We start from the raw sequence: 24208 nt of genomic DNA, 5'->3' as shown, positions 1-24208 counted from the left end.
CGATCTCGTTCGGTTAGCCCGAAACCAGCTTCAGCGGTTCCGGTGCAATCTCAATCTCGGTCTTGACGGAGTTGGCGATGAAACACATTTCATGCGCCTTTTCGTGCAGGTCTGACAGCCATGAGGGATCTGGCTCACTGTCCGCCAGAATGCTGACGGAGGGCCGCAGGATGACCTTGGTCATCGCCATGCGTCCGCGCCCGACCCGCTCCATGGTGCCTTCCGGCTTGTCGCTGTAGCTTTCCACCATCACGCCCGCATGGCGCGCCAGATCGATGAATGTCATCATGTGACAAGACGACAGGGCGGCGACAAACGCCTCTTCCGGGTCAACGGCTGCCTCATCGGAATAAGGTAGCGGTACGACTGACGGAGAGGCAGACGCGGGCACATCCACACCACCATCGAAACGCCACAGGTGCTTGCGGGAGTACCGCCCCTTTTCAAGGGTGCCTTCCCGGCTCCAGAGAATTTCCGCCGTGTAGATGTGTCCAGCCATGATCAGAGCGTTTCCACGTAAGCCTTGTAGGCGGCTTCATCCATCAGGTCAGACAGCTGCTCGGCATTGGCCACTTTCAGCTTGGCAAACCATGCAGCACCTTCCGGGTCTTCATTGACCTTGGCAGGCTCATCAGCCAGAACGCCATTCGCCTCAGTCACCTCACCATCAATCGGCGCATAGACCTCGGAGGCTGCCTTGACCGATTCCACCACTGCGGCTTCATCGCCCTGCGTCAGAGACTTGCCGACATCCGGCAGCTCCACATAGACAACATCGCCCAACTGCTTTTGCGCATAGTCGGTGATGCCGAAGGTCGCCGTATCGCCTTCAACGGTGATCCATTCGTGGTCCTTGGAGAAATAGGTGCTCATAATTATGTCTTTCGTTCTCTGGGAGGAGGGTCAGGCTTTTGGTTTTCTGTAATAGCGGTTTGGCACAAACGGCATGTCGCTGACGGTGGCAGTCAGCTCTCGGCCGCGCACGATCAGCTTGACGCTGGTGCCGATCTCTTCATGACCGGCAGCGACATAGCCCATGGCGATTGGTGCGCCAACGCTTGGTGCAAATCCGCCGGATGTTACGGTGCCAATCGGGGTTCCATCGTTCAGCCGGATTTCGGCGCCCTCACGCGCGGGTGCACGTCCTTCAAGACGCAGTCCGACACGCACACGCCGCGGACCATCGGCCAGTTCCTGCTGAATACGCTGATCACCGGGGAAGCCACCGTCTTCACGGCGGCGCTTCTGCATGCAGAAGGTGATGTTGCCCTCAACCGGCGAGGTGGTTTCGTCGATGTCATGACCATAAAGGCAAAGACCGGCTTCCAGACGCAGGCTGTCACGCGCGCCCAGCCCAATCGGCTGCACACGGTCATCCGCCAGAAGAGCGCGGGCAATCGCCTCGGCGGCTCCGGCCGGCACCGACATTTCAACGCCGTCTTCACCGGTATATCCGGCCCGCGCCACATGAACGGCGATACCGTCAAACTCGGTAAAGATGCCGGACATGAAGGCCAGGTCCGCCACAGCGGGCGCATGTGCCGCCACTGCGTCAACAGCCTTTGGGCCCTGAACCGCGATCAGAGCTTTGTCCTCAAAGATTTCCAGTGTGACATTATCCGGCAGACCTGCAGCAATGACCTTGTAATCATTGTCCTTGCAAGCCGCATTGACGACCAGAAGCAGCACGCCGTCCATATCAGGATCGGCAGGGCGAGTGACCATCAGATCGTCGATGATGCCGCCTTCATCATTGAGCAGAACAGTGTAGCGCTGACGACCTTGCTTCAACTCGATCATGTTGGAGGGAACAAGCGCTTCCAGCGCTTTGGCCGTTGTTTCGTGGTCTGGCCCGACAAGGCGCGCCTGCCCCATATGCGATACATCGAACAGCCCGGCGCTGTCGCGCGTCTGAAGATGCTCCTTCATGATGCCAGCGGGATATTGCACGGGCATATCGTAACCAGCAAAAGGCACCATCTTGGCGCCCAGTTCGACATGCAGGTCGTAGAGGGGTGTTTGTTTCAGAATATCGCCAGCCGCCGCTGGGCTTGTCTCGTCAGTCCCGGCCATAAAGCCTCCTCGGAAAAGGTCGCACGTGAACGCGCCATCCGGCCCGTCCGTGCCCCCTCTGTCCGAGTACCTGAGAGATTTCCCGCCCATGACCACGGCCACACACGGTTACTCCTTCGGTGAGCCTGCTCCGGCGTCATGCCGGCATCAGAGCTGCTTTCCAGAGCGTTGTCCCCGTCGCGGTCCGTTTGCCTGAGAGTTTCCGGGGCGGTTGCTCCTTCGGCGCCGGCATTTCAACCGGTCTCTCCCGCTAGGGTGTTGATCTGCCTGACAACCAGCCCCCGGAACACCCGGCACAGGCATCATGTCTTTCAGGCAAATGCACCGCCTCCACAACGAAGGAGACGATGCCTATATTTTCGACTGTGCGAAAAACATTGTCAATGTTGCAGACAAGCGTTCACACACAATCCGCAGATCTCATGTCAGTCAGCGTTAATGCATGCCTTTTTCATCGAAACCGACTTCGATCTTCATGTCCTGATTGCGCGGCACAATGAAATCATCCTGAATGATCGTCCAGGACTTGCTTGGCGCATCCTTTCCAATGGACAATTCAGTTTTCAAAAGACGGGAAATAACCGGCTTGGCGCCATCGTCGTCCGTGACCATCACCACGCGCACGGGAGCCGAAACCGATCCGCCGGTCCAGGCTGGGCCCGGTGTTACACGGCCGGTAACACCAACCTTGATACGAGTCTGATCCGTCCCTTCACGAGCACAGGAATCGGCCCAATCGGTAATGGTGATCTGATACTCAAGCGCTTCAGGGTCGTTTTGATGACCGCGCTTGAACTTCGCAATGAAATGCGTACCAGAGCGCAACTGAATGGCCGGACAATACACATCCGATACGAAGGCATTGGGATCAACCTCAATGGGGCCTTTGCCACTGGTCGCCAGACTGGCAAACCAGTTTTTGGTCTTGGACCCGATACCGCCGCCGGATGACTGAGGTGTGGTGGATGCTGGTGCATCGCCACCGTCGCTCATGCATCCCGTGAGAACGAATGCACACAGAGCGCTTGCCAAAAGCGGCCGTCCCCATCGAAATCCGACCTTCCCTTTGCCCATAGTCATATGTCACCGTTGAATCACATTGGAATTTGACCACGTTACATATCAGCAAAGGCTGACCTTGGCGAGAGTGCGAAGGGCTCTTTCCGACAATCGCCTTGACACAACAGGATCAGCCCCGCTTATTGCGACCAACTGAAGAACCCAAGGGACCGTGATGACAGCCCAGCCAAGCGACAGACAAGATCTGACGATCCACCTTTGCGCACCGCGCGGGTTTTGCGCCGGTGTTGATCGTGCCATCCAGATTGTCGAACTGGCGCTGCTGAAATATGGCAGCCCCGTGTACGTCCGCCACGAGATTGTTCACAACAAATACGTGGTCGATGGCCTGAAGAAAAAAGGCGCCGTTTTTGTTGAGGAGCTTGATGAAATTCCGGCAGAGCATGGCAATTGTCCGGTGATCTTTTCAGCCCACGGCGTTCCGAAATCCGTACCGGAAGATGCTCAGTCGCGGAAGATGTTCTTCCTTGATGCCACCTGCCCGCTCGTCTCCAAGGTGCACAAGGAAGCAATGATCCATGACCGCAAGGAGCGCGAGATCCTGCTGATCGGTCACGCTGGCCACCCGGAAGTCATTGGCACTATGGGGCAGTTGCCGGAAGGCACCGTGGCGCTGATTGAAACGGAAGACGACGCACGCACCTATCAGCCGGGCAGCAACAAGCAGCTCGCCTTCATCACCCAGACGACCTTGTCGGTGGATGATACCGCGGGAATCGTCGACATTTTGCGCGAGCGGTTTCCCGACATGGTCGCGCCACACAAGGAAGACATCTGCTACGCAACAACCAATCGTCAGGAAGCTGTCAAGGCGGTTGCTCCTAAGGTTGACGCCATGATCGTGGTGGGAGCGCCCAACTCATCGAACTCGCAGCGACTTCGCGAAGTAGCCGAACGATTCGGATGTCGGACCTCGTTGCTCGTGCAGCGCGCCACCGACATTGATTGGGACAAGATCGGCTCGATTGCCAACCTTGGCCTCACTGCGGGGGCCTCGGCCCCGGAAACCTTGGTTGAGGAAATCATCGACGCCTTTGCCGCGCGCTACAACGTGCAGGTTGAAACCGTTGTCACCGCGCAGGAGACCATCGCCTTCAATCTGCCGAGAGAGCTGCGCGACGTCTATCTCGAAACACACACGGCTGCGGAGTAGGTCTCAATGGCCGTTTATACGGATGTCAGCGACGAAGAGCTGTCGGCTTTCGTTGATGGGTATGATGTGGGACGCCTGCTGTCCTTCAAAGGCATTGCCGAAGGTGTCGAGAACAGTAATTTTCTGCTGCGCACGGAGACGACAAGTCTGATCCTGACGCTCTATGAAAAACGCGTCGACCCGACCGACCTGCCCTTTTTCCTGAAGCTCATGCAGCATCTGGCGGCGCAAGGCATCAACTGCCCGACACCCCTGCAAGACCGGCAAGGCAAGATGCTCGGCAGACTGGCAGGCAGGCCTGCTGCTATGGTCAGCTTTCTGGAGGGCATGTGGGTCAAGCGGCCAACACCCGGTCACTGCGAACAACTTGGCAGTGCCATGGCAAAGCTCCATCTGGCAGGCAGCAGTTTTGATATGACACGCAAGAATGCGCTGTCGGTCGAGGGATGGCGCCCCTTGTTCGAGCAATCCTCCGAGCGAGCTGACACTGTGTCTGCGGGGCTGCGAGACGAAATCGCAACTGAGCTGGATCATCTGGAAGCGCATTGGCCGACAGATCTGCCAAGCGGTGTCATTCATGCAGATCTGTTTCAGGACAACGTCTTCTTTCTCGGCAACGAGCTGTCCGGTCTGATCGACTTCTATTTCGCATGTACCGATGCGTTTGCGTACGACCTTGGCGATCTGTCTGAACGCCTGGTGCTTTGAACAGGATCTCTCCTTCAATGTCACCAAGGCTCAAGCGATGCTGAATGGGTATCAATCCGTTCGCCCGCTGCGGACTGCCGAATATGAAGCCTTGCCGTTGCTGGCACGCGGATCTGCCCTGCGCTTCCTGCTGACACGTCTCTATGACTGGCTGAGCGTGCCAGAAGGCGCGCTTGTGACGCCAAAAGATCCGATTGAATATCTGCGCAAGCTGCGCTTTCACCGCGATGCAGCCAGCCCCGCCAGCTATGGACTAACCGCATGAGCGAAACATCTCGCGTTGTTATCTACACCGATGGGGCCTGCTCAGGAAATCCCGGCCCGGGCGGCTGGGGAGCCGTGATGCGCTACGGCGAGCACGAGAAAGAACTGTACGGCGGCGAAAAGGAAACCACCAACAACCGCATGGAGCTGACAGCGGCAATCGAATCCCTCAATGCCCTTAAACGATCCTGTACTGTCGATCTTTACACCGACAGCACCTATGTGCGTTCCGGCATCAAAGAATGGATGTTCGGCTGGAAGAAGAAGAACTGGCGCACGGCCGCCAACAAGCCCGTGAAAAATGCCGAACTCTGGCAGGCTCTGGATAAGGCCCGCAACCGGCACGATGTCACATGGCACTGGGTGAAAGGTCATGCAGGCCACCCGGAAAACGAAAAGGCGGATGAACTCGCTCGGCGCGGCATGGCACCCTATAAGCCGGGCTATACGCCTGAGGCCGACTGACGCTCCACCCCTCCGGCATATCGTTCCACCACATCACACATGTGCTTTGGCCAAGCGTTAGTTCTAGCGTGTCTGTTTGAAATGCACGAGCCCGCTCGGTGACCTTAGCGCGGTAAGACCCCACCCATCCCCTCACCTTGCAAGACATCCAGACCCAAACGCTGAAACAACCGGAGACGACGTGTGGTCGCCCCTAACCTTCGCGGCCTTGGCGGCATCATCAGGTGTTTTAGCTGTCTTTTTGCTGTGCTTTCAGAAGCTTTGTCGCCTCGTCTGCAGCAACGGCGCGGCCAAAGAAGTAGCCCTGCGCGTATTCACAGCCGAGTTGGCGCAATTCAAGCGCATCCGTCTCATTCTCAGCCCCTTCCGCCACCAGCGACATGCCCAGATCATGGCCCATGGCAACGATAGAGCGCAGCAGCACCGGACGGGATGAATTGCTATCCATGCGCACGAACGACTGATCAATCTTGATGGTGTCAAACGGAAAACGCTGAAGATAGGACAGCGAAGAGTGACCGGTGCCGAAATCATCCAGAGACAATCCTGCGCCAAGCTCTTTCAGGCGCTCCAGAACCTTGGTGGAATTTTCCGGATTGGCCATGACCATGGATTCAGTCAGTTCCAGTTTCAGCGTCCCCGGCGACAGAACCATACGCGACAGGATGGTTTTCACCTCGTTGACCAGATCATGCTTGAGAAGCTGGCGCGACGACAGGTTGATGCTGGCAAACAACGGCTGCTTGGTGCGGAAGTCCTGCTGCCACTGCGACAGTTGTTGCGCACCCTTTTCCAACATGTAGGTGCCAAGATCGTTGATGAGACCCGACTGTTCTGCAATCGGAATGAACTCTGACGGCGAAATCTTGCCCCGCTTGGCGTGGGTCCATCGCGCCAGAACTTCAAAGCCTGCAATCGAATGATCGTCGAGACGGATAATCGGCTGGAAGAAAACGCCGAGCGTTTCTTTCTGGATCGCCTCGCGCAACTCGCCTTCAAGGTCAAAAATATTCTTGCCCAGCGGGCGCAGGATCGGCCGGAAGACCTCCTGACGGTCGCCGCCCAGACGCTTGGCATGATTGAGCGCAATCTCTGCGTTGGACAGCAGTTCTTCCACCTGCGGGCTTTCTTCGTCATACAAGGCGATGCCAACTGAACAGGTGAGGAAGATCTCGCGATCACTATAGGTGATCGGCGCACGCACGCCCTTTCGCAGTGCATCCGCCAACGCCACGATGGCATCCGGCACCTGCTCCGACAACAGAATGAGACCGAATTGATCCCCACTCAGACGTGACAGTGAATCTTGCGGTGCAATGACACGGCTCAGGCGGCGAGCCACCGTCAACAAAATGCTGTCGCCGGCCGACAGACCGATGCTGTCATTCACCTGCTTGAAGCGGTCCAGATTGATGATCATCAGCGTCGGCTTGCTGTCGCCACTCGCCCGCGCCAGTGCGACAGATGCCTTGAGGCGATCCATGAACAGTTCACGGTTGGCAAGACCCGTGAGATTGTCATGCACGGCGTCGTGCAACAGACGCTCTTCCGCCATACGCTGTTCAGTCACTTCCAACAGGGTACCAACACAGCGGATGACTTCTGCATCCGACCCAACAATCGGGCGGGCCCGCAGCCGGAACCAGCGGAAATTGCCATCCTCGGAGCGCAAACGGAACACAAGATTGACCTTGCCCCGACGTTGGTCAATCACAGCGTCCAGCGTCGCCTTGAACCGATCCCGATCCTGAGGATGCAACACCTCAAGCCAGTCACGCACAGGTCCATCCAGACTGCCATGCTTGAGACCAAGCAGATCTTCCACCTCGTTGTCGGTGAAAATGCGGTCCCGGTCGACATCCCAGTCCCAGATGATGTCGCCCGCACCAGTCAGCGCCAGAGCACGCCGCTCGACATCTGAAATCAGACCTTGCGCAACTGCGCCCCCAGCGAAAGCGTGCTGCATGACCGTAAACCCGATCAGCATGACGATCAGGACAAGCCCGCCGCCCAGAGCCGACTGGATGATGTCATTATCAAGATGTCCCGTGACGGCCATGAAAGACCCGGCCAGCCAACACAACAACAAGAACCATGTGGGGATCAGCATGATCGCCCGGTCATAGTGTTGAAGCGCCAGAATGATGATTGTCACAAATCCGAAAACACCGATAAGACCAAGCGACAGGCGGGCGATCCCGGCAGCGACAGACGGATCCCAGGCGGCCACCCCAAAGAGACCCAGCAGCAACACCAGTGCCGTCAACACCAGATGCGAGTAGTGAACATTCCAGCGATTCAAATTGAGATAGGCATAAAGGAAGATGATCAGGCTGGCAGCCAGCATGACCTCGGCACCCGCCCGATAGATCTGATCATCACCATGCGCAATGTTGAAAACCCGACTCCAGAAGCCGAAATCAATGCACAGATAGGCCAGAACAGACCAAGGCAAGCGCTGCGGTAGCCGGAAACATCACCGTTCCCTTGACCACGAACAGAATGGTCAGGAACAGGGCCAGCAGGCCGGAAATTCCAATGATGATGCCGTGATACAGGGTGTAGGCGTTGACCGTTTCCTTGTAGACATCCGGCTTCCACAGCCGCAGCTCCGGCACCTTGGGCGTTGTCAGCTCGGCCACAAACGTAACCACAGCGCCCGGATCCAATGTGATCAGGTAGACATCCGCATCAAGGCTCTTTTCGCGCACCGGTGTGATGCCCTGGCTCGGCGTGATCGACGCGATGCGCGACTTGCCCAGATCGGGCCAAAACACATGTGATCCAACAAGACGGTAATAGGGCGCAACCAACAAGCGGTCGATCTGTTCGTCGCTGGTATTGGCCAACGAGAAAACCGCCCAATCCTTGTTCTTGCCGTTCGAGGAGGACACCTCGATCCTGCGCACGATGCCATCGGCGCCCGGCGCCGTAGACACCTGAATGCGCGGACCCGCATCTGGATGAATTTCAACCGCATGCGTCAGGTCCAGCGCCTCAACGTCCAACGGGACGTTGATAGGCTCCAAGGCAAAGGCTTTTTGCGTGGACAGGACTGTCAGACAGACAATCGCCAAGAGCAGGAATTTTCTAATCAAACCAGAAAGCTCACCCGATACACAGCGTAACATGGGCTGAAGGACTATCGGTTTGCGGTTCATCTCACAAGAATTCTTTTGCATTGCCCCCGTCCGATGTCAGGCGCAACGTGGTTTGCGTCGCGTAATCATCTGCCAGACACGCAAACAAAACGTGATCCTGCCAGCGACCGTTGATCAGTAGATAATTGCGGGCATAGCCTTCGCGCACGAAACCGCTGCTTTGCAGAAGCCGAATGGACCGGTCATTCTGCGGCAGACATGCCGCCTCGATACGGTGCAGTCGCATGACTTGAAAACAATAAGGCAGGATCATTGAAACAGCGTGGGACATGTGCCCCTGCCCGGCGTAGTCAGCCCCCATCCAATAGCCCAGCGTTGCCGCCTGACTGACCCCCCGGCGTACGTTGGACAGCGTCAGACCGCCAAGTAGCTCGTTGTCATATGCCCGGAACAAAAAGAAAGGATAGTTCCGCTCCAGCCGTCGATCGCGGGCATAGCGTCGCAACCGACGACGATATCCACTCTTGGTCAGATCATCGACAGGCCAAATCGGCTCCCAAGGAGAGAGAAAGCCACGACTGCGCTCGCGCAGCGCAGCCCACGACGCAAAATCCGACATGACAGGCGCACGAAGGTAATGCGTCTCGCTGTCGATCCGCATGTCCCCCTCAAACGGACGTATCGGACGCAAAAGCGCCATCTTCCCCAAGCCCCAAAAAACGTCGCCGCTGATACACCGGTCAGGTTAAGACTAAAGCACAGCCACTTTCGGTGCGGACTCTGACAGGCGGGCGGACAAGTCGTCCAGGCTCATCAGGTCCTCGACCGGGCCAATCGCAGACAGCGTCGGCCGTGAATTCACAAACGTCTCATGCGCCACGCGACAGATATCGTCGACTGTCACGGCATTGACCTTTTCCGAGACTTCCTCAATGTCCAGCACCCGCCCGCGCACCAGGACCTGACGAGCGATCTGGCCGGCGCGTGCTGCCGGGCTTTCCAAAGCCATCATCAGACCAGCGCGGATCTGCGCCCGCGACCGCTCCACTTCCGGCGCCGTGATGGTGCTGCTGGCGCTCTTGAGCTCATCAATGATCACCGGCATGAGTTCGCCGAGATCCTCGCGCCCTGTTGCCGCGTGAAGCCCGAAGACCCCCGTATCGGCAAAGGCCCAATGGAAGGTGTAAATGGCATAGCACAGACCGCGCTTTTCACGCACTTCCTGGAACAGACGGGATGACATGCCGCCACCCAGAACAGACGCAAGGATCTGCACCGCATAATAATCGTCGGCACTGTAAGATCGACCCTCAAAGCCGAGCAGCACCTGAGCTTCCATCAGGTCCTTGACCAGCTTCTGTTCACCGCCGCGATAAACGCCCAACTCGCCATCGCGCGCTGGGGCCGCTTCAATGCGATTGAACTTCTCTTCGGCAAGTTGCACCAACGCATCATGATCGACTGCACCGGCGGCAGACAACACCATATCCGGGCCGCGATAGCGCTCACGCAGGTAGTCGTAAAGACCATCCCGGGTGAAGCTCTTGACCCTTTCACTGGTGCCCAGAATAGGTCGACCCAGAGCCTGATCCGGCTAAGGTCGTCTCCTGAAAGAGATCAAACAAGCGGTCATCCGGCATGTCATTGGCCGCGCCGATTTCCTGAAGGATGACGTTCTTCTCACGCTCCAGTTCGTCGACATTGAAGGTCGAATTTTGTAAGATATCGGCCAAAAGATCGACCGCCAGAGGCACATCCTCGGCCAGAATGCGCACATAATAATTGGTGTGTTCAATGCTGGTGGAGGCATTCAGTTCACCACCAACCGCCTCGATTTCCTCGGCAATGCCACGCGCCGTGCGCGACAGCGTTCCCTTGAAGGCCATATGCTCCAGCAGGTGCGTAATGCCATTTTGTTCTGGACGTTCGGCACGCGAGCCCGTGCGGACCCAGACGCCAAGGGCCACCGTTTTCAGGTGCGGCATCTCATCCGTTACCACGGTCATCCCGTTGCTCAGTCGTGTCGTCCTCACATTCATGTCAAACCCCGTCCTGCACGGCACGTGCGTGCGTCTTGATATGCTGCTCGATGGCCGTCTGATCCGCAGGAAGAACATCCTGCCGCTCTTCGGCCTGCATCATCGGCTGCATCAATGGTGGCAATTCAGGACGAACACCGCAGGCGGCCTCGACAGCATCCGGGAACTTGGCCGGATGCGCCGTGCCCAACACCACCATGGGTGCCGTGCCGTTGTCCTTCTGTGCAGCAACATGGACGCCGATCGCCGTATGCGGATCGAGCAGATATCCATTCTCCTCCAGAACTCTGGCGATCGTCGCAGCCGTTTCGGCCTGATCGCAGCGTCCTGCCTCAAAATACGTCCGGATCACGGACAGCGCGTCCTCGCCAATCTGAAAGCCGCCGGATTGACCAAGGCTCTGCATCATGCGGCGCACAGCCTCTCCGTCTCGTCCCGTTGCCTCACTCAGCAACCGCTCGAAATTCGACGAAATCTGAATATCCATCGACGGAGCCGTGGTTGCGGTCACGCCCTGCATTTCGTAGCGACCCGTTTCCAATGTGCGCACCAGAATGTCGTTCACATTGGTTGCGATCACCAGTTTCTCGATGGGCAAGCCCATCCTCATGGCCACAAATCCGGCGAAGATATCGCCGAAATTACCGGTTGGCACGGTGAAAGACACCTGGCGATGCGGCGCGCCAACCGCAACACCGGCCACAAAATAATACACCACCTGCGCAAGAATACGGGCCCAGTTGATCGAGTTCACCCCGGACAGGGCCACTTCATCGCGAAAGCCGAAATTGTTGAACATGCCCTTGATGATCGACTGGCAATCATCAAAATTGCCTTCCAACGCAAGTGCATGGACATTGTGGTCAGTCGGCGTCGTCATCTGGCGACGCTGCACTTCAGACACCTTGCCTTCAGGGAACAGAATAAACACATCCGTCCGATCACGCCCCCGGAAGGCTTCAATCGCAGCACCACCTGTATCGCCAGAAGTCGCCCCGACAATGGTTGCGCGCAGATCACGCCTCGTCAGCACATGATCCATCAATCGGCCCAGGAGCTGCATCGCCACATCCTTGAAGGCGAGCGTCGGACCGTGAAAAAGCTCAAGAACAAAAGTGTTGGGAGAGATCTGAGTCAGCGGCGTCACGGCCTTGTGCCGGAACGTGGCATAGGCGTCGTCGATCATTGCGCGCAGATCATCCGGCCCGACTTCATCGTCCATAAATGGCGAAATAACTTCGAAGGCCACGTCCTGATAGGACTTGCCAGCAAAGGAAGCAATGGTCTGGGAATCAAAGGTCGGCCAGCTTTCAGGCAGATACAAACCACCATCGCGCGCAAGTCCCTGCAACAGCACATCGGAAAATCCGAGAGCGGGGGCTTCACCACGCGTACTGTAATACTTCACTGTGCCCTACGCCTCCAACTTGGTTAAGCTTTTTTGCTTTTGTGTCGGAGCACCCTATAGCAAACTGTCCTGAAATTGAAACAAAACCGAGCCATTTCCGTCACGAATGTCGCCCGGAGAGGCCCTGCGAATGGCAGAGCGATTGGACCGGCATGCGGCCGTGAGCCGAACAAAGACGTCCACAGGAGCCTTTTCAAAGACAGGAGAAGCGCAGAAAGCCCCGTAGCCTGCGACAATCCAAGCCAAAAAAGCCGGAGGCACCCAGGTCGCGTCCGGGCTATGTGGATCAAGCGTGACCTGCATCCCGCATCAACATGGCAGGATCCACGCCCAGACCAGCCAATGCACGATGCCATTTCGTTTCCAGGACCGAATCAAAAAGGAGATCATGGTCAGCGGGCGCCGTCAGCCAGCCATTTGCCTGGATCTCCGTTTCAAGTTGCCCAGGAGCCCAACCAGAGTACCCCAGCGCCAACATGGCATGCTGTGGCCCGCGTCCATCGGCCATGGCTTTCAGAATTTCCAGCGTCGCCGTCAGGCAGATACCGTTGCCGATCTCCAGCGTCGCCTGATCCAACACATAGTCGTCGGAATGCAGCACGAAACCACGCTCCATTTCGACAGGCCCGCCCTTGTGAATGTTCATGTCACGCAACTGCAAAGGCAAGCGAATGGCCGTGTCATCGGTGACGATATTCAACTGTACCAGCAGCGCTTCAAAGCTCAAATGCTGGGCGGCCTGATTAAGCACCAACCCCATGGCCCCTTGCTCTGAATGCGAGCAAATGTAAATCACGGAGTGCTCGAAACGGCCGTCTTCCATGTTGGGCATGGCGATTAGCACCTGTCCCTCAAGGGAATTGTCCATTCATGGCTCCTTAGGTCACGCGCACAGGCGCCGAGAAAACGAGTCATCCGACGTTTCGACATCGCCGACATCTGGGTTAAGAATAGTCAGCCCTTCCCTGCCCTGCAAGCTGGTTGGTCTGCAAGAGAGCAGCAACTGGGTCTTGAGGACATGATGACGGCATCACCGCGCTGTTACAACACCGCCATGATGATCGATCAGGTTGTATATGGTCGGCGGAGCGGGCATCAGTTATGCTCGCAATCACAGGGTATTTGCTTTGTCCTCAGTCTTATTTTCCCGCCCAGGGTTGGGCGTTCTCGATCAAGTTGGCAAACAGTAATGCAGCATTTCCGCAGTCTCTTCCTTCTTGGCAGTTTACTTCTCGCCGCCACATGCAGCTTGCAGCCCGCCAACGCCGCTATTGGCAACTGGACCAAGGTGCAAGGCGGTTCCGTGCGATTGATCTCGACAGGGCCCATTCAGGACGGCAGCTATCAGGTCGGCTTTGAATTTTCGCTGAATGACGGCTGGCACACGTATTGGCGTTACCCGGGTGAGGCAGGAATTGGCACCGAGTTGACGTTGTCAAAGTCGACCAACCTTGAGCGGGGGCACGTACTGTTTCCCGCTCCCAAGCGCTATGATGACGGGTTCAGCGCGTCCAACATTTACGATAAAGATGTCGTCCTGCCGATCTTCGCAAGCCCGACGGACGCGAAAAAACCGATCTCTCTGGCCGTGCAGGCAAGCTTTGGGGTCTGCAAGGACATCTGTATCCGCGATGATGCCGTCCTCCACCTGACACTGTCGCCCGATGCACCGACCGATGACCTCGCCGACAAACTCATCCAACGCGACCTGGCGCTGGTGCCTCAAGTGCAAACGGACAGCGGCGCACACATCACCAGCGTCAACACGATTGCAACGGCCAAAGGCAAGGCTTTGCGGATCACGGCGGAGTTAAAACAGGATTACACCAAGGAGACGACAGATCTTTTCGCCCGTGGCCCCAAAGGATCCTATATCGGTCTTCCAAGTCTGAGCGAACATACCAAGGACAAAGCCGTCTGGGTGTTGCCGACAACGGGGCTCGTGCCAGCAAAGACCGACGACGTCTTGACCCTTGTTCTGCGCAATGGAGCCAATGTGGTTCAGAAACTCGTAAAAATCACCAAGGACATGCTGCCACCTCCAGCGCAATAAGCCTGTCGGCAGCATTGCAAGAGCTACGTATAATCACGTATATGTGACTTAACACCGACCTCCACTGGTCGGCCTATAGCCGCCCGAATGAGCGACGGTTCCCTTTTCTCTTCATGGAGTGACGCATTATGCCTCTCAACACTGGCGACAAGATTCCCGCAGCAACGTTCAGGATCATGTCAGCGGACGGCCCCGCAGAACTGATGACCAGCGAGTTGTTTTCTGGCAAGACGGTGGTCTTGATCGGAGTGCCAGGGGCCTTCACGCCAACGTGCCACAACACACATCTCAAAGGCTTCATCGACAAGTTGGATGAGCTGAAAGCCAAGGGCGCCGATACGGTTGCCGTGATGGCAACCAATGACTTGTTCGTCATGGATGCCTGGAAGAAAGCCTCCGGCGATCCGGACATCGTGTTTCTGTCCGACCCCGGCGCGGTTTTCGTCAAGGCTCTTGATGTCTCTCTTGAAGCCCCACTCTTCAGCGACACACGCTCTCAGCGCTTCGCATTGATCGCCAAGGATGGTGTCGTGACCTACTTCGGTCTGGAAGATTCTCCGGCCAATACAGATGTCAGCGGCGTTGATGCAGCGCTCGAAAAACTATCGGCCTGAGCAGCATCCTCCCAATCGCTTTCAAACACATGCGCCACGATCTTCGTGGCGCATTTTTCATATCAACAGAAAGCGTGTACTCTGACCATAACGCTGTCAGCAGCACAGTCTTACAGATTGACGCCTGAACCTACGGCGGCACGGCGCTTGACCCTCGCCTCATCCTCATCAAGAGCATCGCCGTCTTGTACATTGACACCCTCGTCATGATCCTCAGGCGGTCGCATGAGGTGAGCAACGAACGCCCCGTAGACGCCTAACAACCCCAACGCCAGACCGAACCACGTCAGCGCGTACTGCAAATGATCATTGCGGAAATGAACGCGGGTCTCTCCGGCTTCCGGCAATCCGCCCTCTCCTGAGAACCGGGCATCGAGATCAATACTGAAAGGGGCGACCTTCGCGCGGCCAACGCCGATATGCTGCGCCATATCCACCGGATCACGGGCGAACCAGACCATTTGCGCCAGATCGGTCTGCGTTGTTATCCAGTTCGGATGCTCTGCAACGCGCAGGATGCCGGTCAATGTCTGATGATCTCCTGCCAGGTCCTGAGGCCCTTCGCGCCACTCGCGAAACCTGTGCTGCGGCACAAATCCGCGATTGATCATTACCAACCAGCCTGCATCGGTCTTGAACGGGCGATAGACAAAATAGCCCGGACCGGAAAACTGTGCGCCCGGCGCATCCACGGCCCCAAAATAATAGGCACGCCCGGAAAGAAAATGGCCCGACAAGGCAACGTGCTGGTAGTCCCCGGACGTCGCATTCAAGGCGTCCCAGCTTTTTGGCTGCGGCACTGGATGGGGGCGCGAAGCAACACTCCTGGTCACCGTGGAAATCAACGCTTCCTTCTGCGCCAACCGCTGAAGCTGCCACACGCCAAGACCGATCAGGATGGCGAGGGCAATCACCATCGCCACAGTTGGCCAGATCAGGCAGCGCAGCGACGGCCGTTCTGCGCGAACGAAATCCGGTGCATCAGTCTTGCGCGATGTCCTGGAGTCTTCAGGGGTCAAGCTTTCCCTCATGTGCGTTATGGCGAAACTGAAGGGCAATCAACACACCCTTCAACGGTCGCAAGATGCCGACTGCCAACAAGATGGTCAACGGAAACCAGAGACTGAGGTGCACCCACATTGGCGGGCGATACATCACCTCGACGAACAGAACCAATGCGATGATGACAAATCCAACCAGAAACATCACAAAAACGGCAGGACCATCACCGCTGTCGGCAAACGCCAGATCGAGATCACAACTCTCACACGTTTGGGGGACTGTCAGATACCCCTGAAACAAACGCCCCTAGCCACAACGTGGACATTTTCCACGCAAGCCCGCGCGCACGGGGTCAGAAATGACTGAGCCAGAATGCCATTTATTCTGCATATGCGCCTCCCGATTTCTCAACCCCAAGGCTTCACTGAACTTACGCTGGCGACTCTCCGCCGGTCGCAAAGCGCCCCCTGTCCAAATCGACAAGGCTTCACCCTCTATTCCCCAGTCTCGTCCAACACGCGGATGCAGCGGCAACCAGATTTTTAGTCCGCAACATTTCTTCATTTATCCCTCAGTGAACGTAGAAATATTGCGAATTAAAGAAAGGTCAGCTGCTTAACATCTCGTTAACCTGTGCAATCTGACGCTAGGGAAGCGGAATGTTCATACAGACACGAAAGGAGTTGAAAATGGATATCTCAACCAGTTCGCCCAGCCGTCCATCTCCCCATGAAATGCTTCAGGATCGACTATCTTCTCAGGTGTCCAACGGAACTATCAGCCAAAACGACGAGGATGCCCTCCTCGGCGCTCTCAATACCATGAGTGAGGAACTTGCTCCGCCTCAGGGTGGACAATCGACTGCATCACAACCACCCGACCCTGCGGAATTGGTCTCCAAGCTGGACAGTCTTTTATCAGATCAGGTCGAAGCCGGAAATCTGACAGAAAACCAGTGCCAGCGAGCTGAAGGAGTTGATGACGCCCCCGAAACCGCCAGCAGATGGGACAACGCCAAGCGATGGTATTCTGGCAGATCTGACAGCCGCCTCCTCCGCTGCATCAACTGACGAGGATGAGGACGACGACCCTCTCGCTGCCTTGCTCGACCAGTTGTCAAATCCGACGGGTTATTCTGCAGGCGGCACAACCACCTCCGAAGAGGTTGGATCGCTTCTGGTGGACTACACGACCTGAGCTCCCCGCGTGCTCATATGACCATCCCACAAGATGGTCCGTAAATCCCCTTCACGATCAATCGGCGGCGCAGGGTCATCCTGTCCGCCGGTTTTTAAGGAACACGGCCATCGTTCTGCACAAGCACGGCCTGTTCTCAGCACCGCACCCTAATGCATGGCCGCAACGGTCTCGCCAGCACCCCATATATAGATTGCGACAAACAGAAACAGCCACACCACATCAACAAAGTGCCAATACTCAGGCTGCGGCCTCGAAGCCGAAATGATGTTTTGCCGTGAAATCACCTGCAAGAATGCGAAACAGGCAAACCGCGAGAAAGAGTGTGCCGACAATCACATGAAAGCCATGAAACCCGGTGGCCATAAAGAAGGTCGAGCCATAGATATTGCCACCGAAATCAAAGGCCGCGTGGCTGTATTCATAAGCCTGACAGGCTGTGAACAGCAGGCCGAGAACAACCGTGGTGATCAGGCTCCAGCGCACGCTGTCCCTGTCGTCATGTAGCAAGGCATGATGCGCCCAGGTCACGGTTGAACCGGAACACAGCAAGATCAATGTATTGAGCAAAGGCAGATGCCAGGGTCGAAGGTCTGAATGCCGTTTGGCGGCCATTGCCCACCCGTGACCTGCGCCCGGCTGAAGTTGATGGCCTCATTTGCGAAGAGGGCGCCATCAAAATACGCCCAGAACCAGGCTGACGAAAAACATCACCTCCGAGGCAATGAACAGGATCATGCCATAGCGCAGATGCAGCGAGACCACACGTGTGTGATGCCCCTCATGTCCTTCGCGAATAGTGTCGCGCCACCATGAATACATCACGTAGAGAATGACAATCACCCCAACGGCGAAGGCCCACCACCCGGTAAAATCAAAACCGTAAAGAATGAACTCCTTGCCCTGTGCATGCTTCATGAAGCCAATGCCGCCAAGCGCCAGCACAAACACACCCATCGAGGCCATAAACGGCCAGGGACTTGGGTCTACAAGATGATAATCATGGTTCTTGGCATGCATTTCAGCCATCGGTGCATTCCCCCTCTTGGGCTTATCGTCCCAAATCCACCTTCGCCCTCAGGTCATCACGTCAGCGCCTGATGGGCACGCACTATCCACTTCAATTCATCAAAGTTTTTCGAGTGGCCGCGCGACAGCATTCTGCTGCCCGGCAACACCCGCAACTGGCTTGGTCTTCGGCTTCGCGACCGGGTAAAACGTATAAGACAAGGTGATCTCGCGCACGTAGCGCAGGTCCGGGTCCTTGCTCATGTCCGGATCGACAAAAAACTCGACCGGCATCTCCACTGTTTCACCGGCCTTCAAAGCCTGCTCGGTGAAGCAAAAGCATTGCAGCTTGTTGAAATAGGCCCCGGCCTTACTCGGCGTGACATTGAAAACGGATGTCCCGACCGAGGGGGCCCGACCCTCGTTGGTCGCCAGATACGCGATCCGCCGCGTCTCGCCCATCTTCAGCGTCACCGAACGCTGCTTCGGCCTGAAATTCCAAGCAAGGTCTCGACTGACATTTGAATCGAACCGAATCGTGATCATGCGATCGATCACCGTGTTACTGGCAGATTGTGCGCGCTGCGTGGTTCCGCCAAAGCCGGTGCTGGCGCAAAACATGTTGTAAAGCGGCACCGCTGCATAGGCCGCGCCGATCATGGCCAGGAAAATGCCAAAGCAAACACATCCAACCAGCGCATTGCGGCGCTGTGCGGAGGTCGGCTGCCCTGTCTTGCCATCAGACTGTCCGCCCTCGCTCATGCCGCCCTCCTCAAAGCGGTGAAGGCGTAGCCCATCAAGACGGTCAGAACGTCAGTTGAACCGCGTTAAGGGGGCCACACCTTAGCTATTTGCTTGCAGACTCAATTTCACAATTGTCACAACATAGAATAAGGCCACAAAGGCAACTAACGCAACGGCAATTGCAATAGATCGCCCTTTGCGACGGCGCAATTGCTCCTCGCTCAAGCGGATCCCCTTGTCATTGTCATGCGACATCAGCGCCTCAGAAACGAGCCATTACCCCTTCGACCAGCAAAAGGACGAAGAGCAGGAAAAGATACAGGATGGAAAAAGAAAACAGACGAATGCAAGCCTTGCGGGCTCTTTCACCCTCGCGCAGCCGCCAGACATTGACCGCCAGCCCCAGTAAGACGGCCCCCAGAATGCCTGAGCAAATGCCATAAAAAGGGCTGACAAAACCAAGGAAATAGGGCGCAACGCCTAGAGGTGCCAGCACCAGCGAATATCCCAGGATCTGATGACGCGTATGGGTCTCACCCGCAATGACCGGCATCATCGGAATGTTTGCCGCCTTGTAATCTTCGTTCTTGAACAAGGCCAGCGCCCAGAAATGCGGCGGCGTCCAGATGAAGATGATGAGAAACAGCAGAACGCTTTCCACACTGACACTGCCTGTAACGGCAGCCCAGCCGATCATGGGAGGGAAGGCTCCGGCGGCCCCACCGATCACGATATTTTGCGGCGTCAGGCGTTTCAGCCACATGGTGTAAATGACAACGTAGAAGAAAATCGTGAAGGCAAGCAAGGCCCCCGTGAACCAGTTTACCAGCAGGCCGAGCGTCATCACCGAGACAATCGACAAGGTCAGACCAAAAGCGAAGGCCTCTTCCCGCACCACCTTGCCAGCCGGAATCGGACGCTTGCGCGTGCGCGACATGATGCAGTCGATGTCGGAATCATACCACATATTCAACGCACCAGAGGCCCCGGCACCCACAGAGATACACAGCAAGGCCACCCCGGCCAAAACCGGATTGATGTGTCCGGGGGCCAGGATCATGCCGACAAAGGCGGTGAAGATCACAAGCGACATGACACGTGGTTTGAGAAGGGCAATGAAATCGCCGACTGTGCCCATACCGCCATTCCAGGCAAGGCTGTCGGTGTCACTCTGCTCCCGGCGCTCTACCAGCGACATCGGCTTTCCTTAGATTTTGACTGCGAAGGGAATGTGCGGCCCATCGCCCTGCGAATGCGGGTCCTGCCCGCTCGCGGCCTAAACGATACCCGCCGAGTATTCCAAAAGCTGACGCTTCGCAATACTCAATATGCCCCTGCCCTAAGGGCAGAGGCCATTTGATGCGTGTCTTACCTGATCCGCGGCAAGGTTTCAAACTGGTGGAACGGTGGTGGTGACGACAGCGTCCATTCCAGAGTGGTGGCGCCCGGACCCCAGGGATTGTCTCCGGCAACCCGCTTGCGTGCAAAGGCATCCACCACGCCGACAAGAAAGATCAGTACAGCGAAAGCAGAGATATAAGAGCCGATCGACGAAACGAAGTTCCAACCCGCGAATTGCTCGGGATAATCGACATAGCGCCGTGGCATGCCGTTGAGGCCAAGAAAGTGCTGCGGGAAAAAGACAAGATTGACGCCGATGAATGTCACCCAGAAGTGCAATTTGCCAATGGTTTCATTGTACATGTAGCCGAACATTTTGGGGAACCAGTAGTACCACGCCGCGAAGATCGCGAAGACCGCACCCAGCGACAAGACATAGTGAAAATGCGCCACGACGTAATAGGTGTCATGCAGCGACCGGTCGAGCCCGGCATTGGCAAGCTGCACCCCGGTCACCCCGCCGAGTGTAAACAGAAAGATGAAACCGATTGCCCAGAGCATAGGCGTCTTGAACTCGATCGACCCACCCCACATCGTTGCAATCCATGAGAAGATTTTCACGCCAGTAGGAACGGCAATCACCATGGTGGAGGCGACGAAATAGGCCTGCGTATTGGCAGACATACCGACCGTGTACATGTGGTGCGCCCAGACGATGAAACCGACCACGCCGATGGCAACCATGGCATAGGCCATGCCGAGATACCCGAAGATCGGCTTGCGAGAAAAGGTCGAGATGACATGGCTGATGATGCCGAAGCCCGGCAAGATCAGGATATAGACCTCCGGGTGGCCGAAGAACCAGAACAGGTGCTGGAACAGCAGAGGATCGCCGCCACCGGACGCTTCAAAGAAGGTCGTTCCGAAGTTACGATCTGTCAACAACATGGTGATGGCCCCGGCCAGCACCGGCAGCGACAACAGCAGCAGAAAGGCCGTTACCAGAACCGACCATGCAAACAGCGGCATCTTGTGCAAGGTCATGCCTGGAGCGCGCATGTTGAAGATGGTGGTGATGAAGTTGATCGCCCCCAGGATCGACGAGATCCCGGCGATATGCAGCGACAGAATGACCATGTCCATCGCCGGACCTTGCTGAAAGGACGTCGACAGCGGCGGATAGCTGGTCCAGCCGCCGCCCACCCCGTTGCCCGCCGGTGGACCAAGGCACAAACAGCGAGCTGATCAACAGCAGGAACGCCGGTGGCAGCAACCAGAAAGAGATGTTGTTCATGCGCGGGAACGCCATGTCCGGCGCGCCGATCATGATCGGTACGAAATAATTCGCATAGCCGCCGATCATCGCCGGCATGACCATGAAGAAAATCATGATCAGCCCATGCGATGTCGTGAAAACGTTGAAGACATGCGGATTTGAGAAAATTTGCAGGCCCGGCTCCTGCAACTCCATACGCATGCCGACACTCAGTCCGCCTCCCACAATCCCCGCGCACACCGCAAAGATCAGATAAAGGATGCCGATATCCTTGTGATTGGTCGAACAGACCCAACGGGTGAAACCGGTCGGACGATCGTGGTGGCCTGCATGGGCGTCACTTGCCGTCATTTTTCCTGCCCTCTTGCTTTCCCGATCCCGGTGCGGATGAACCGACCCGAGCGGAGATTAAAAGCGTTTCCTCAGCCTGAGCGGTCGTTACCGCGTCGCCATCCGGTTGGTTGCCAGCTTCATTTGAACGACCCCGCCGGATTCTGCAACGGACTTTTTGTCCAAGGCCAGCGCCGCCATCAGTTGCGCATTGGCGCTTTCCAGATCCTCAGGTGCCTTGCTGGCCCAGCGCCTGATATTGCTCCGGCGTGACCACGCGAATGACAATTGGCATGAACGCATGGTTGGTGCCGCACAATTCCGAACACTGACCATAATAGATGCCCGTCCGCTCCGGGCGGAACCACGTCTCGTTGAGGCGCCCCGGCACTGCGTCGACCTTGACGCCAAATGCGGGCATGGCGAAAGAGTGAATGACGTCTTCAGACGTCACCTGCATACGCACGGTAGCATTCACCGGCACCACAATCTCATTGTCGACGCTAAGAAGACGCGGCACCTCGTCCAAAGAGAGACCACGCGCCTTGGCCGTGTCGGCCCGTTGATTATCCGTGATCAGCAAGGAATCGAAGGACAAGCCATTCATTGCCTCATCCGTATAGGCATAGCCCCAGTACCACTGGAAGCCAGTCGCCTTGATCGTCATGTCATATTTGGGGATTTCCAGTTCCTTATAAAGAAGCCGGAAGGACGGAATAGCAATGACCACCAGCACCAGGATCGGAAGGATCGTCCAGGCCACTTCAATCACTGTATTGTGAGAGGTGCGCGAAGGCACCGGGTTCGCCTTGGCGTTAAACCGCACCATCACATAGACCAGCAGGCCCAGCACAAACAACACGACGCCCGCCATGATCACGAATGTCAGCGTATTGAACCAGTGAATGTCCTGCATCACCTCGGTGGCAGGCTCCTGCATGCCGATCTGCCAATTGGTCACACCAGTGCCCGGATCAGCCGCCTGTGCCACACCAATGGCATTCAGCAGCCACATGATCACGAAGACCCCCGCCCCTCTCAAGAAACGATCCATCAAACTCGTCACATCGCGCTCCTTCCCTCAAACAGCCTGTACCCCTTGCAAACTGCTCCTCATCGCGCCTTGTCACATCAATCCCTAAACCTGCCCCCGGCAAGCTTTCGTCTGGCAAGAGCAAAACGTGCCAAATTTCAGTGCAGTTGACCCAAATACAATCAACGCTCTCTCAGTTTACATCTGTCATGAAACCGTTGGCTCTTCAAAAAAATCGCATTGCCGCGATGCCATACACTTCTCGGTCTTCTTGCCCCTCACACGTCCTGATCTTTTCAGTGGCAAGCACTCCAAGACGTCATGTGATCGATACCCTAAGCCCTTCCTGCGGCCGCGAAAATTGGTATGTCGGACAATGGTCCCTATGAAATATCTGGAAAACAGTCTTTCAATGCGGCGTACCGCAGGTTCCGCAAGGCCTCCCAGCACTTTGCACAAGCCGCGGCAGAATGCCGTTATGAGCAAAAATCCCTCTCCAAGATCCTGACCATAGCACCCTCCAGCGCCATCTTTGTGTATTTTGCCACCGAAAACTTTTACTAGCTAACCCTACGGCAATCACATTTCCGACATCGTCCTATAGGAAATCTTTTAATTTCAACATGTCTCACCCGTCTGGACACTGGTCACACGGGATGGGATACGGCATCCTGCACCGACAAAGATCATGTGGATTCGCACTTATGACCAAGTCTGACCGGCACGCGCGTGCCGCCGCCCCAGAAACGGACCTTCACCGGATGTCGGACACCCAAAGCAAGAGCCGGAGATCAACCTTGCCCACCCGCTTTCTGTCCCTCGCAGCCTGTCTGACCTTGTTGCTGACCCTCATTGGCGCATCGATCGCGCCGAACACTGCGCGGGCACAGGGTGAGATCAAGGCGAAGTATGGCGACTGGCAGATGCGTTGCGACACCCCGCCGGGTGCCAAGAAAGAGCAATGCGCACTGATCCAGAATGTTACCGCGGAAGATCGTGACAATGTCGGCCTGTCCGTCATCGTGTTGAAAACCGCCGACAAGAAAGGCCGGATCCTGCGCGTTCTGGCACCTCTGGGCGTGCTGTTGCCCTCGGGCCTGGGATTGCGCATCGACAATTCGGACATTGGCCGCGCCGGTTTCGTGCGCTGTCTGCCCAATGGCTGTATCGCTGAAGTCGTTCTGGAAGACACGCTTCTGGACAAGCTGCGCAAGGGAAAGCAGGCCACCTTCATCATCTTCCAGACGCCGGAAGAGGGCATTGGCATTCCGATTTCCCTGAAAGGCTTCTCACCGGGCTTCGACGCTCTGCCGTGATCT

Annotated in this window: 19 protein-coding genes, 6 pseudogenes and 1 riboswitch; of the genes and pseudogenes, 7 read left to right on the top strand and 18 right to left on the bottom strand. The window is 56.6% G+C overall.

Annotated elements, in window-relative coordinates; genetic code table 11:
- Positions 1–13: 13 nt before the first annotated feature.
- The 4 genes from AC0L7U_RS15345 to AC0L7U_RS15330 all read right to left on the bottom strand — a co-directional run bounded on the left by AC0L7U_RS15345 (position 14) and on the right by AC0L7U_RS15330 (position 3066).
- The gene (locus AC0L7U_RS15345) at positions 14–499 is read right to left on the bottom strand and encodes an OsmC family protein (protein ID WP_473691870.1); all 486 of its coding nucleotides are present in this window, start codon (positions 497–499) and stop codon (positions 14–16) included.
- 2 nt (positions 500–501) lie between these two features.
- Complete coding sequence (gene gcvH / locus AC0L7U_RS15340) at positions 502–873, bottom strand: glycine cleavage system protein GcvH (RefSeq protein WP_473691868.1); 372 nt, start codon at positions 871–873, stop codon at positions 502–504.
- Positions 874–903: 30 nt separating this feature from the next.
- Entirely contained in the window at positions 904–2073 is a 1170-nt protein-coding gene (gcvT, locus tag AC0L7U_RS15335; RefSeq protein ID WP_473691866.1) for a glycine cleavage system aminomethyltransferase GcvT, read from the bottom strand.
- 170 nt (positions 2074–2243) lie between these two features.
- Positions 2244–2333: riboswitch (glycine riboswitch) on the bottom strand.
- Between the two features lie 175 nt (positions 2334–2508).
- Positions 2509–3066, bottom strand: coding sequence for a hypothetical protein (locus AC0L7U_RS15330; RefSeq protein ID WP_473691865.1), 558 nt, complete (start codon positions 3064–3066; stop codon positions 2509–2511).
- A gap of 241 nt (positions 3067–3307) precedes the next feature.
- On the opposite strand from AC0L7U_RS15330, the gene ispH reads away from it, so the two are divergent.
- From ispH to rnhA, 3 genes and pseudogenes are all read left to right on the top strand, one after another.
- Positions 3308–4306, top strand: a complete 999-nt coding sequence (ispH, locus tag AC0L7U_RS15325) for a 4-hydroxy-3-methylbut-2-enyl diphosphate reductase (protein WP_473691863.1) — start codon at positions 3308–3310, stop codon at positions 4304–4306.
- Between the two features lie 6 nt (positions 4307–4312).
- Positions 4313–5279: pseudogene (locus AC0L7U_RS15320) on the top strand (homoserine kinase).
- Positions 5276–5743 carry a ribonuclease HI gene (gene rnhA / locus AC0L7U_RS15315; RefSeq protein WP_473691861.1) on the top strand — a complete coding sequence of 156 codons (468 nt, stop codon included), beginning with the start codon at positions 5276–5278 and terminating at the stop codon, positions 5741–5743. Before AC0L7U_RS15320 ends, rnhA begins: the two are co-directional and overlap by 4 nt.
- 229 nt (positions 5744–5972) lie before the next feature.
- Here the strand turns inward: rnhA and AC0L7U_RS15310 are convergent.
- From AC0L7U_RS15310 to AC0L7U_RS15290, 5 genes and pseudogenes are all read right to left on the bottom strand, one after another.
- Positions 5973–8874, bottom strand: a pseudogene (locus AC0L7U_RS15310) (EAL domain-containing protein).
- 31 nt (positions 8875–8905) lie between these two features.
- Positions 8906–9544, bottom strand: coding sequence for a GNAT family N-acetyltransferase (locus AC0L7U_RS15305; RefSeq protein WP_473691859.1), 639 nt, complete (start codon positions 9542–9544; stop codon positions 8906–8908).
- 51 nt (positions 9545–9595) lie between these two features.
- Positions 9596–10883, bottom strand: a pseudogene (locus AC0L7U_RS15300) (M16 family metallopeptidase).
- 1 nt (position 10884) lies between these two features.
- A complete protein-coding gene (gene thrC, locus AC0L7U_RS15295) occupies positions 10885–12291 on the bottom strand; it encodes a threonine synthase (protein ID WP_473691857.1) in 1407 nt (468 codons plus the stop codon).
- A 286-nt stretch (positions 12292–12577) separates the two neighbouring features.
- The gene (locus tag AC0L7U_RS15290) at positions 12578–13159 is read right to left on the bottom strand and encodes a YqgE/AlgH family protein (protein WP_473691855.1); all 582 of its coding nucleotides are present in this window, start codon (positions 13157–13159) and stop codon (positions 12578–12580) included.
- Positions 13160–13480: 321 nt separating this feature from the next.
- Here AC0L7U_RS15290 and AC0L7U_RS15285 point away from each other — a divergent pair, with 321 nt between their 5' ends.
- Entirely contained in the window at positions 13481–14344 is an 864-nt protein-coding gene (locus AC0L7U_RS15285; protein ID WP_473691853.1) for a protein-disulfide reductase DsbD domain-containing protein, read from the top strand.
- Between the two features lie 128 nt (positions 14345–14472).
- On the top strand, positions 14473–14958 hold the full coding sequence (locus AC0L7U_RS15280) for a redoxin family protein (RefSeq protein ID WP_473691851.1): 486 nt from the start codon (positions 14473–14475) through the stop codon (positions 14956–14958).
- Positions 14959–15068: 110 nt separating this feature from the next.
- Here the strand turns inward: AC0L7U_RS15280 and AC0L7U_RS15275 are convergent, their stop codons facing one another.
- Together AC0L7U_RS15275 and AC0L7U_RS15270 are read right to left on the bottom strand one after the other, a co-directional pair.
- Positions 15069–15977 (bottom strand): SURF1 family protein, encoded by a 909-nt coding sequence (locus AC0L7U_RS15275; RefSeq protein ID WP_473691849.1) that lies wholly within the window; start codon positions 15975–15977, stop codon positions 15069–15071.
- Entirely contained in the window at positions 15967–16260 is a 294-nt protein-coding gene (locus AC0L7U_RS15270; RefSeq protein WP_473691847.1) for a DUF983 domain-containing protein, read from the bottom strand. Before AC0L7U_RS15270 ends, AC0L7U_RS15275 begins: the two co-directional genes overlap by 11 nt.
- Before the next feature lie 678 nt (positions 16261–16938).
- Here AC0L7U_RS15270 and AC0L7U_RS15265 point away from each other — a divergent pair.
- Positions 16939–17157 carry a hypothetical protein gene (locus AC0L7U_RS15265; RefSeq protein ID WP_473691845.1) on the top strand — a complete coding sequence of 73 codons (219 nt, stop codon included), beginning with the start codon at positions 16939–16941 and terminating at the stop codon, positions 17155–17157.
- Positions 17158–17306: 149 nt separating this feature from the next.
- On the opposite strand, the gene AC0L7U_RS15260 is transcribed toward AC0L7U_RS15265, so the two are convergent.
- The 7 genes and pseudogenes from AC0L7U_RS15260 to coxB all read right to left on the bottom strand — a co-directional run bounded on the left by AC0L7U_RS15260 (position 17307) and on the right by coxB (position 22922).
- Complete coding sequence (locus AC0L7U_RS15260) at positions 17307–17375, bottom strand: hypothetical protein (RefSeq protein WP_473695856.1); 69 nt, start codon at positions 17373–17375, stop codon at positions 17307–17309.
- A 22-nt stretch (positions 17376–17397) separates the two neighbouring features.
- Positions 17398–18102 (bottom strand): annotated as a pseudogene (locus AC0L7U_RS15255) (cytochrome c oxidase subunit 3).
- Positions 18084–18186 (bottom strand): annotated as a pseudogene (locus tag AC0L7U_RS15250) (cytochrome c oxidase subunit 3); the annotation flags it as partial. The pseudogenes AC0L7U_RS15255 and AC0L7U_RS15250, both read right to left, overlap by 19 nt.
- A gap of 99 nt (positions 18187–18285) precedes the next feature.
- Positions 18286–18927, bottom strand: coding sequence for a cytochrome c oxidase assembly protein (locus AC0L7U_RS15245; protein WP_473691843.1), 642 nt, complete (start codon positions 18925–18927; stop codon positions 18286–18288).
- A 244-nt stretch (positions 18928–19171) separates the two neighbouring features.
- The gene (locus AC0L7U_RS15240) at positions 19172–20107 is read right to left on the bottom strand and encodes a heme o synthase (RefSeq protein ID WP_473691841.1); all 936 of its coding nucleotides are present in this window, start codon (positions 20105–20107) and stop codon (positions 19172–19174) included.
- Between the two features lie 170 nt (positions 20108–20277).
- Positions 20278–21877 (bottom strand): annotated as a pseudogene (gene ctaD, locus AC0L7U_RS15235) (cytochrome c oxidase subunit I).
- Between the two features lie 208 nt (positions 21878–22085).
- Positions 22086–22922: a cytochrome c oxidase subunit II gene (coxB, locus tag AC0L7U_RS15230; RefSeq protein WP_473691839.1), complete on the bottom strand. Its 837-nt coding sequence runs from the start codon at positions 22920–22922 to the stop codon at positions 22086–22088.
- Between the two features lie 671 nt (positions 22923–23593).
- On the opposite strand from coxB, the gene AC0L7U_RS15225 reads away from it, so the two are divergent.
- Positions 23594–24205, top strand: coding sequence for an invasion associated locus B family protein (locus AC0L7U_RS15225; protein ID WP_473691838.1), 612 nt, complete (start codon positions 23594–23596; stop codon positions 24203–24205).
- The last annotated feature ends 3 nt before the right edge of the window (positions 24206–24208 follow it).

Source organism: Roseibium sp. 10G30-5 (genome assembly GCF_055809635.1).
Note: the sequence above shows the minus strand (reverse complement) of the source record. Positions and strands in the feature narration are given on the sequence as shown.

Coding starts and splice junctions, on each gene's coding strand:
- AC0L7U_RS15345 (WP_473691870.1), bottom strand. CDS start 499: ATGGCTGGACACATCTACACGGCGGAAATTCTCTGGAGCCGGGAAGGC.
- gcvH (WP_473691868.1), bottom strand. CDS start 873: ATGAGCACCTATTTCTCCAAGGACCACGAATGGATCACCGTTGAAGGC.
- gcvT (WP_473691866.1), bottom strand. CDS start 2,073: ATGGCCGGGACTGACGAGACAAGCCCAGCGGCGGCTGGCGATATTCTG.
- AC0L7U_RS15330 (WP_473691865.1), bottom strand. CDS start 3,066: ATGAGCGACGGTGGCGATGCACCAGCATCCACCACACCTCAGTCATCC.
- ispH (WP_473691863.1), top strand. CDS start 3,308: ATGACAGCCCAGCCAAGCGACAGACAAGATCTGACGATCCACCTTTGC.
- rnhA (WP_473691861.1), top strand. CDS start 5,276: ATGAGCGAAACATCTCGCGTTGTTATCTACACCGATGGGGCCTGCTCA.
- AC0L7U_RS15305 (WP_473691859.1), bottom strand. CDS start 9,544: ATGGCGCTTTTGCGTCCGATACGTCCGTTTGAGGGGGACATGCGGATC.
- AC0L7U_RS15290 (WP_473691855.1), bottom strand. CDS start 13,159: ATGGACAATTCCCTTGAGGGACAGGTGCTAATCGCCATGCCCAACATG.
- AC0L7U_RS15285 (WP_473691853.1), top strand. CDS start 13,481: ATGCAGCATTTCCGCAGTCTCTTCCTTCTTGGCAGTTTACTTCTCGCC.
- AC0L7U_RS15280 (WP_473691851.1), top strand. CDS start 14,473: ATGCCTCTCAACACTGGCGACAAGATTCCCGCAGCAACGTTCAGGATC.
- AC0L7U_RS15265 (WP_473691845.1), top strand. CDS start 16,939: ATGACGCCCCCGAAACCGCCAGCAGATGGGACAACGCCAAGCGATGGT.
- AC0L7U_RS15245 (WP_473691843.1), bottom strand. CDS start 18,927: ATGAGCGAGGGCGGACAGTCTGATGGCAAGACAGGGCAGCCGACCTCC.
- AC0L7U_RS15240 (WP_473691841.1), bottom strand. CDS start 20,107: ATGTCGCTGGTAGAGCGCCGGGAGCAGAGTGACACCGACAGCCTTGCC.
- AC0L7U_RS15225 (WP_473691838.1), top strand. CDS start 23,594: ATGACCAAGTCTGACCGGCACGCGCGTGCCGCCGCCCCAGAAACGGAC.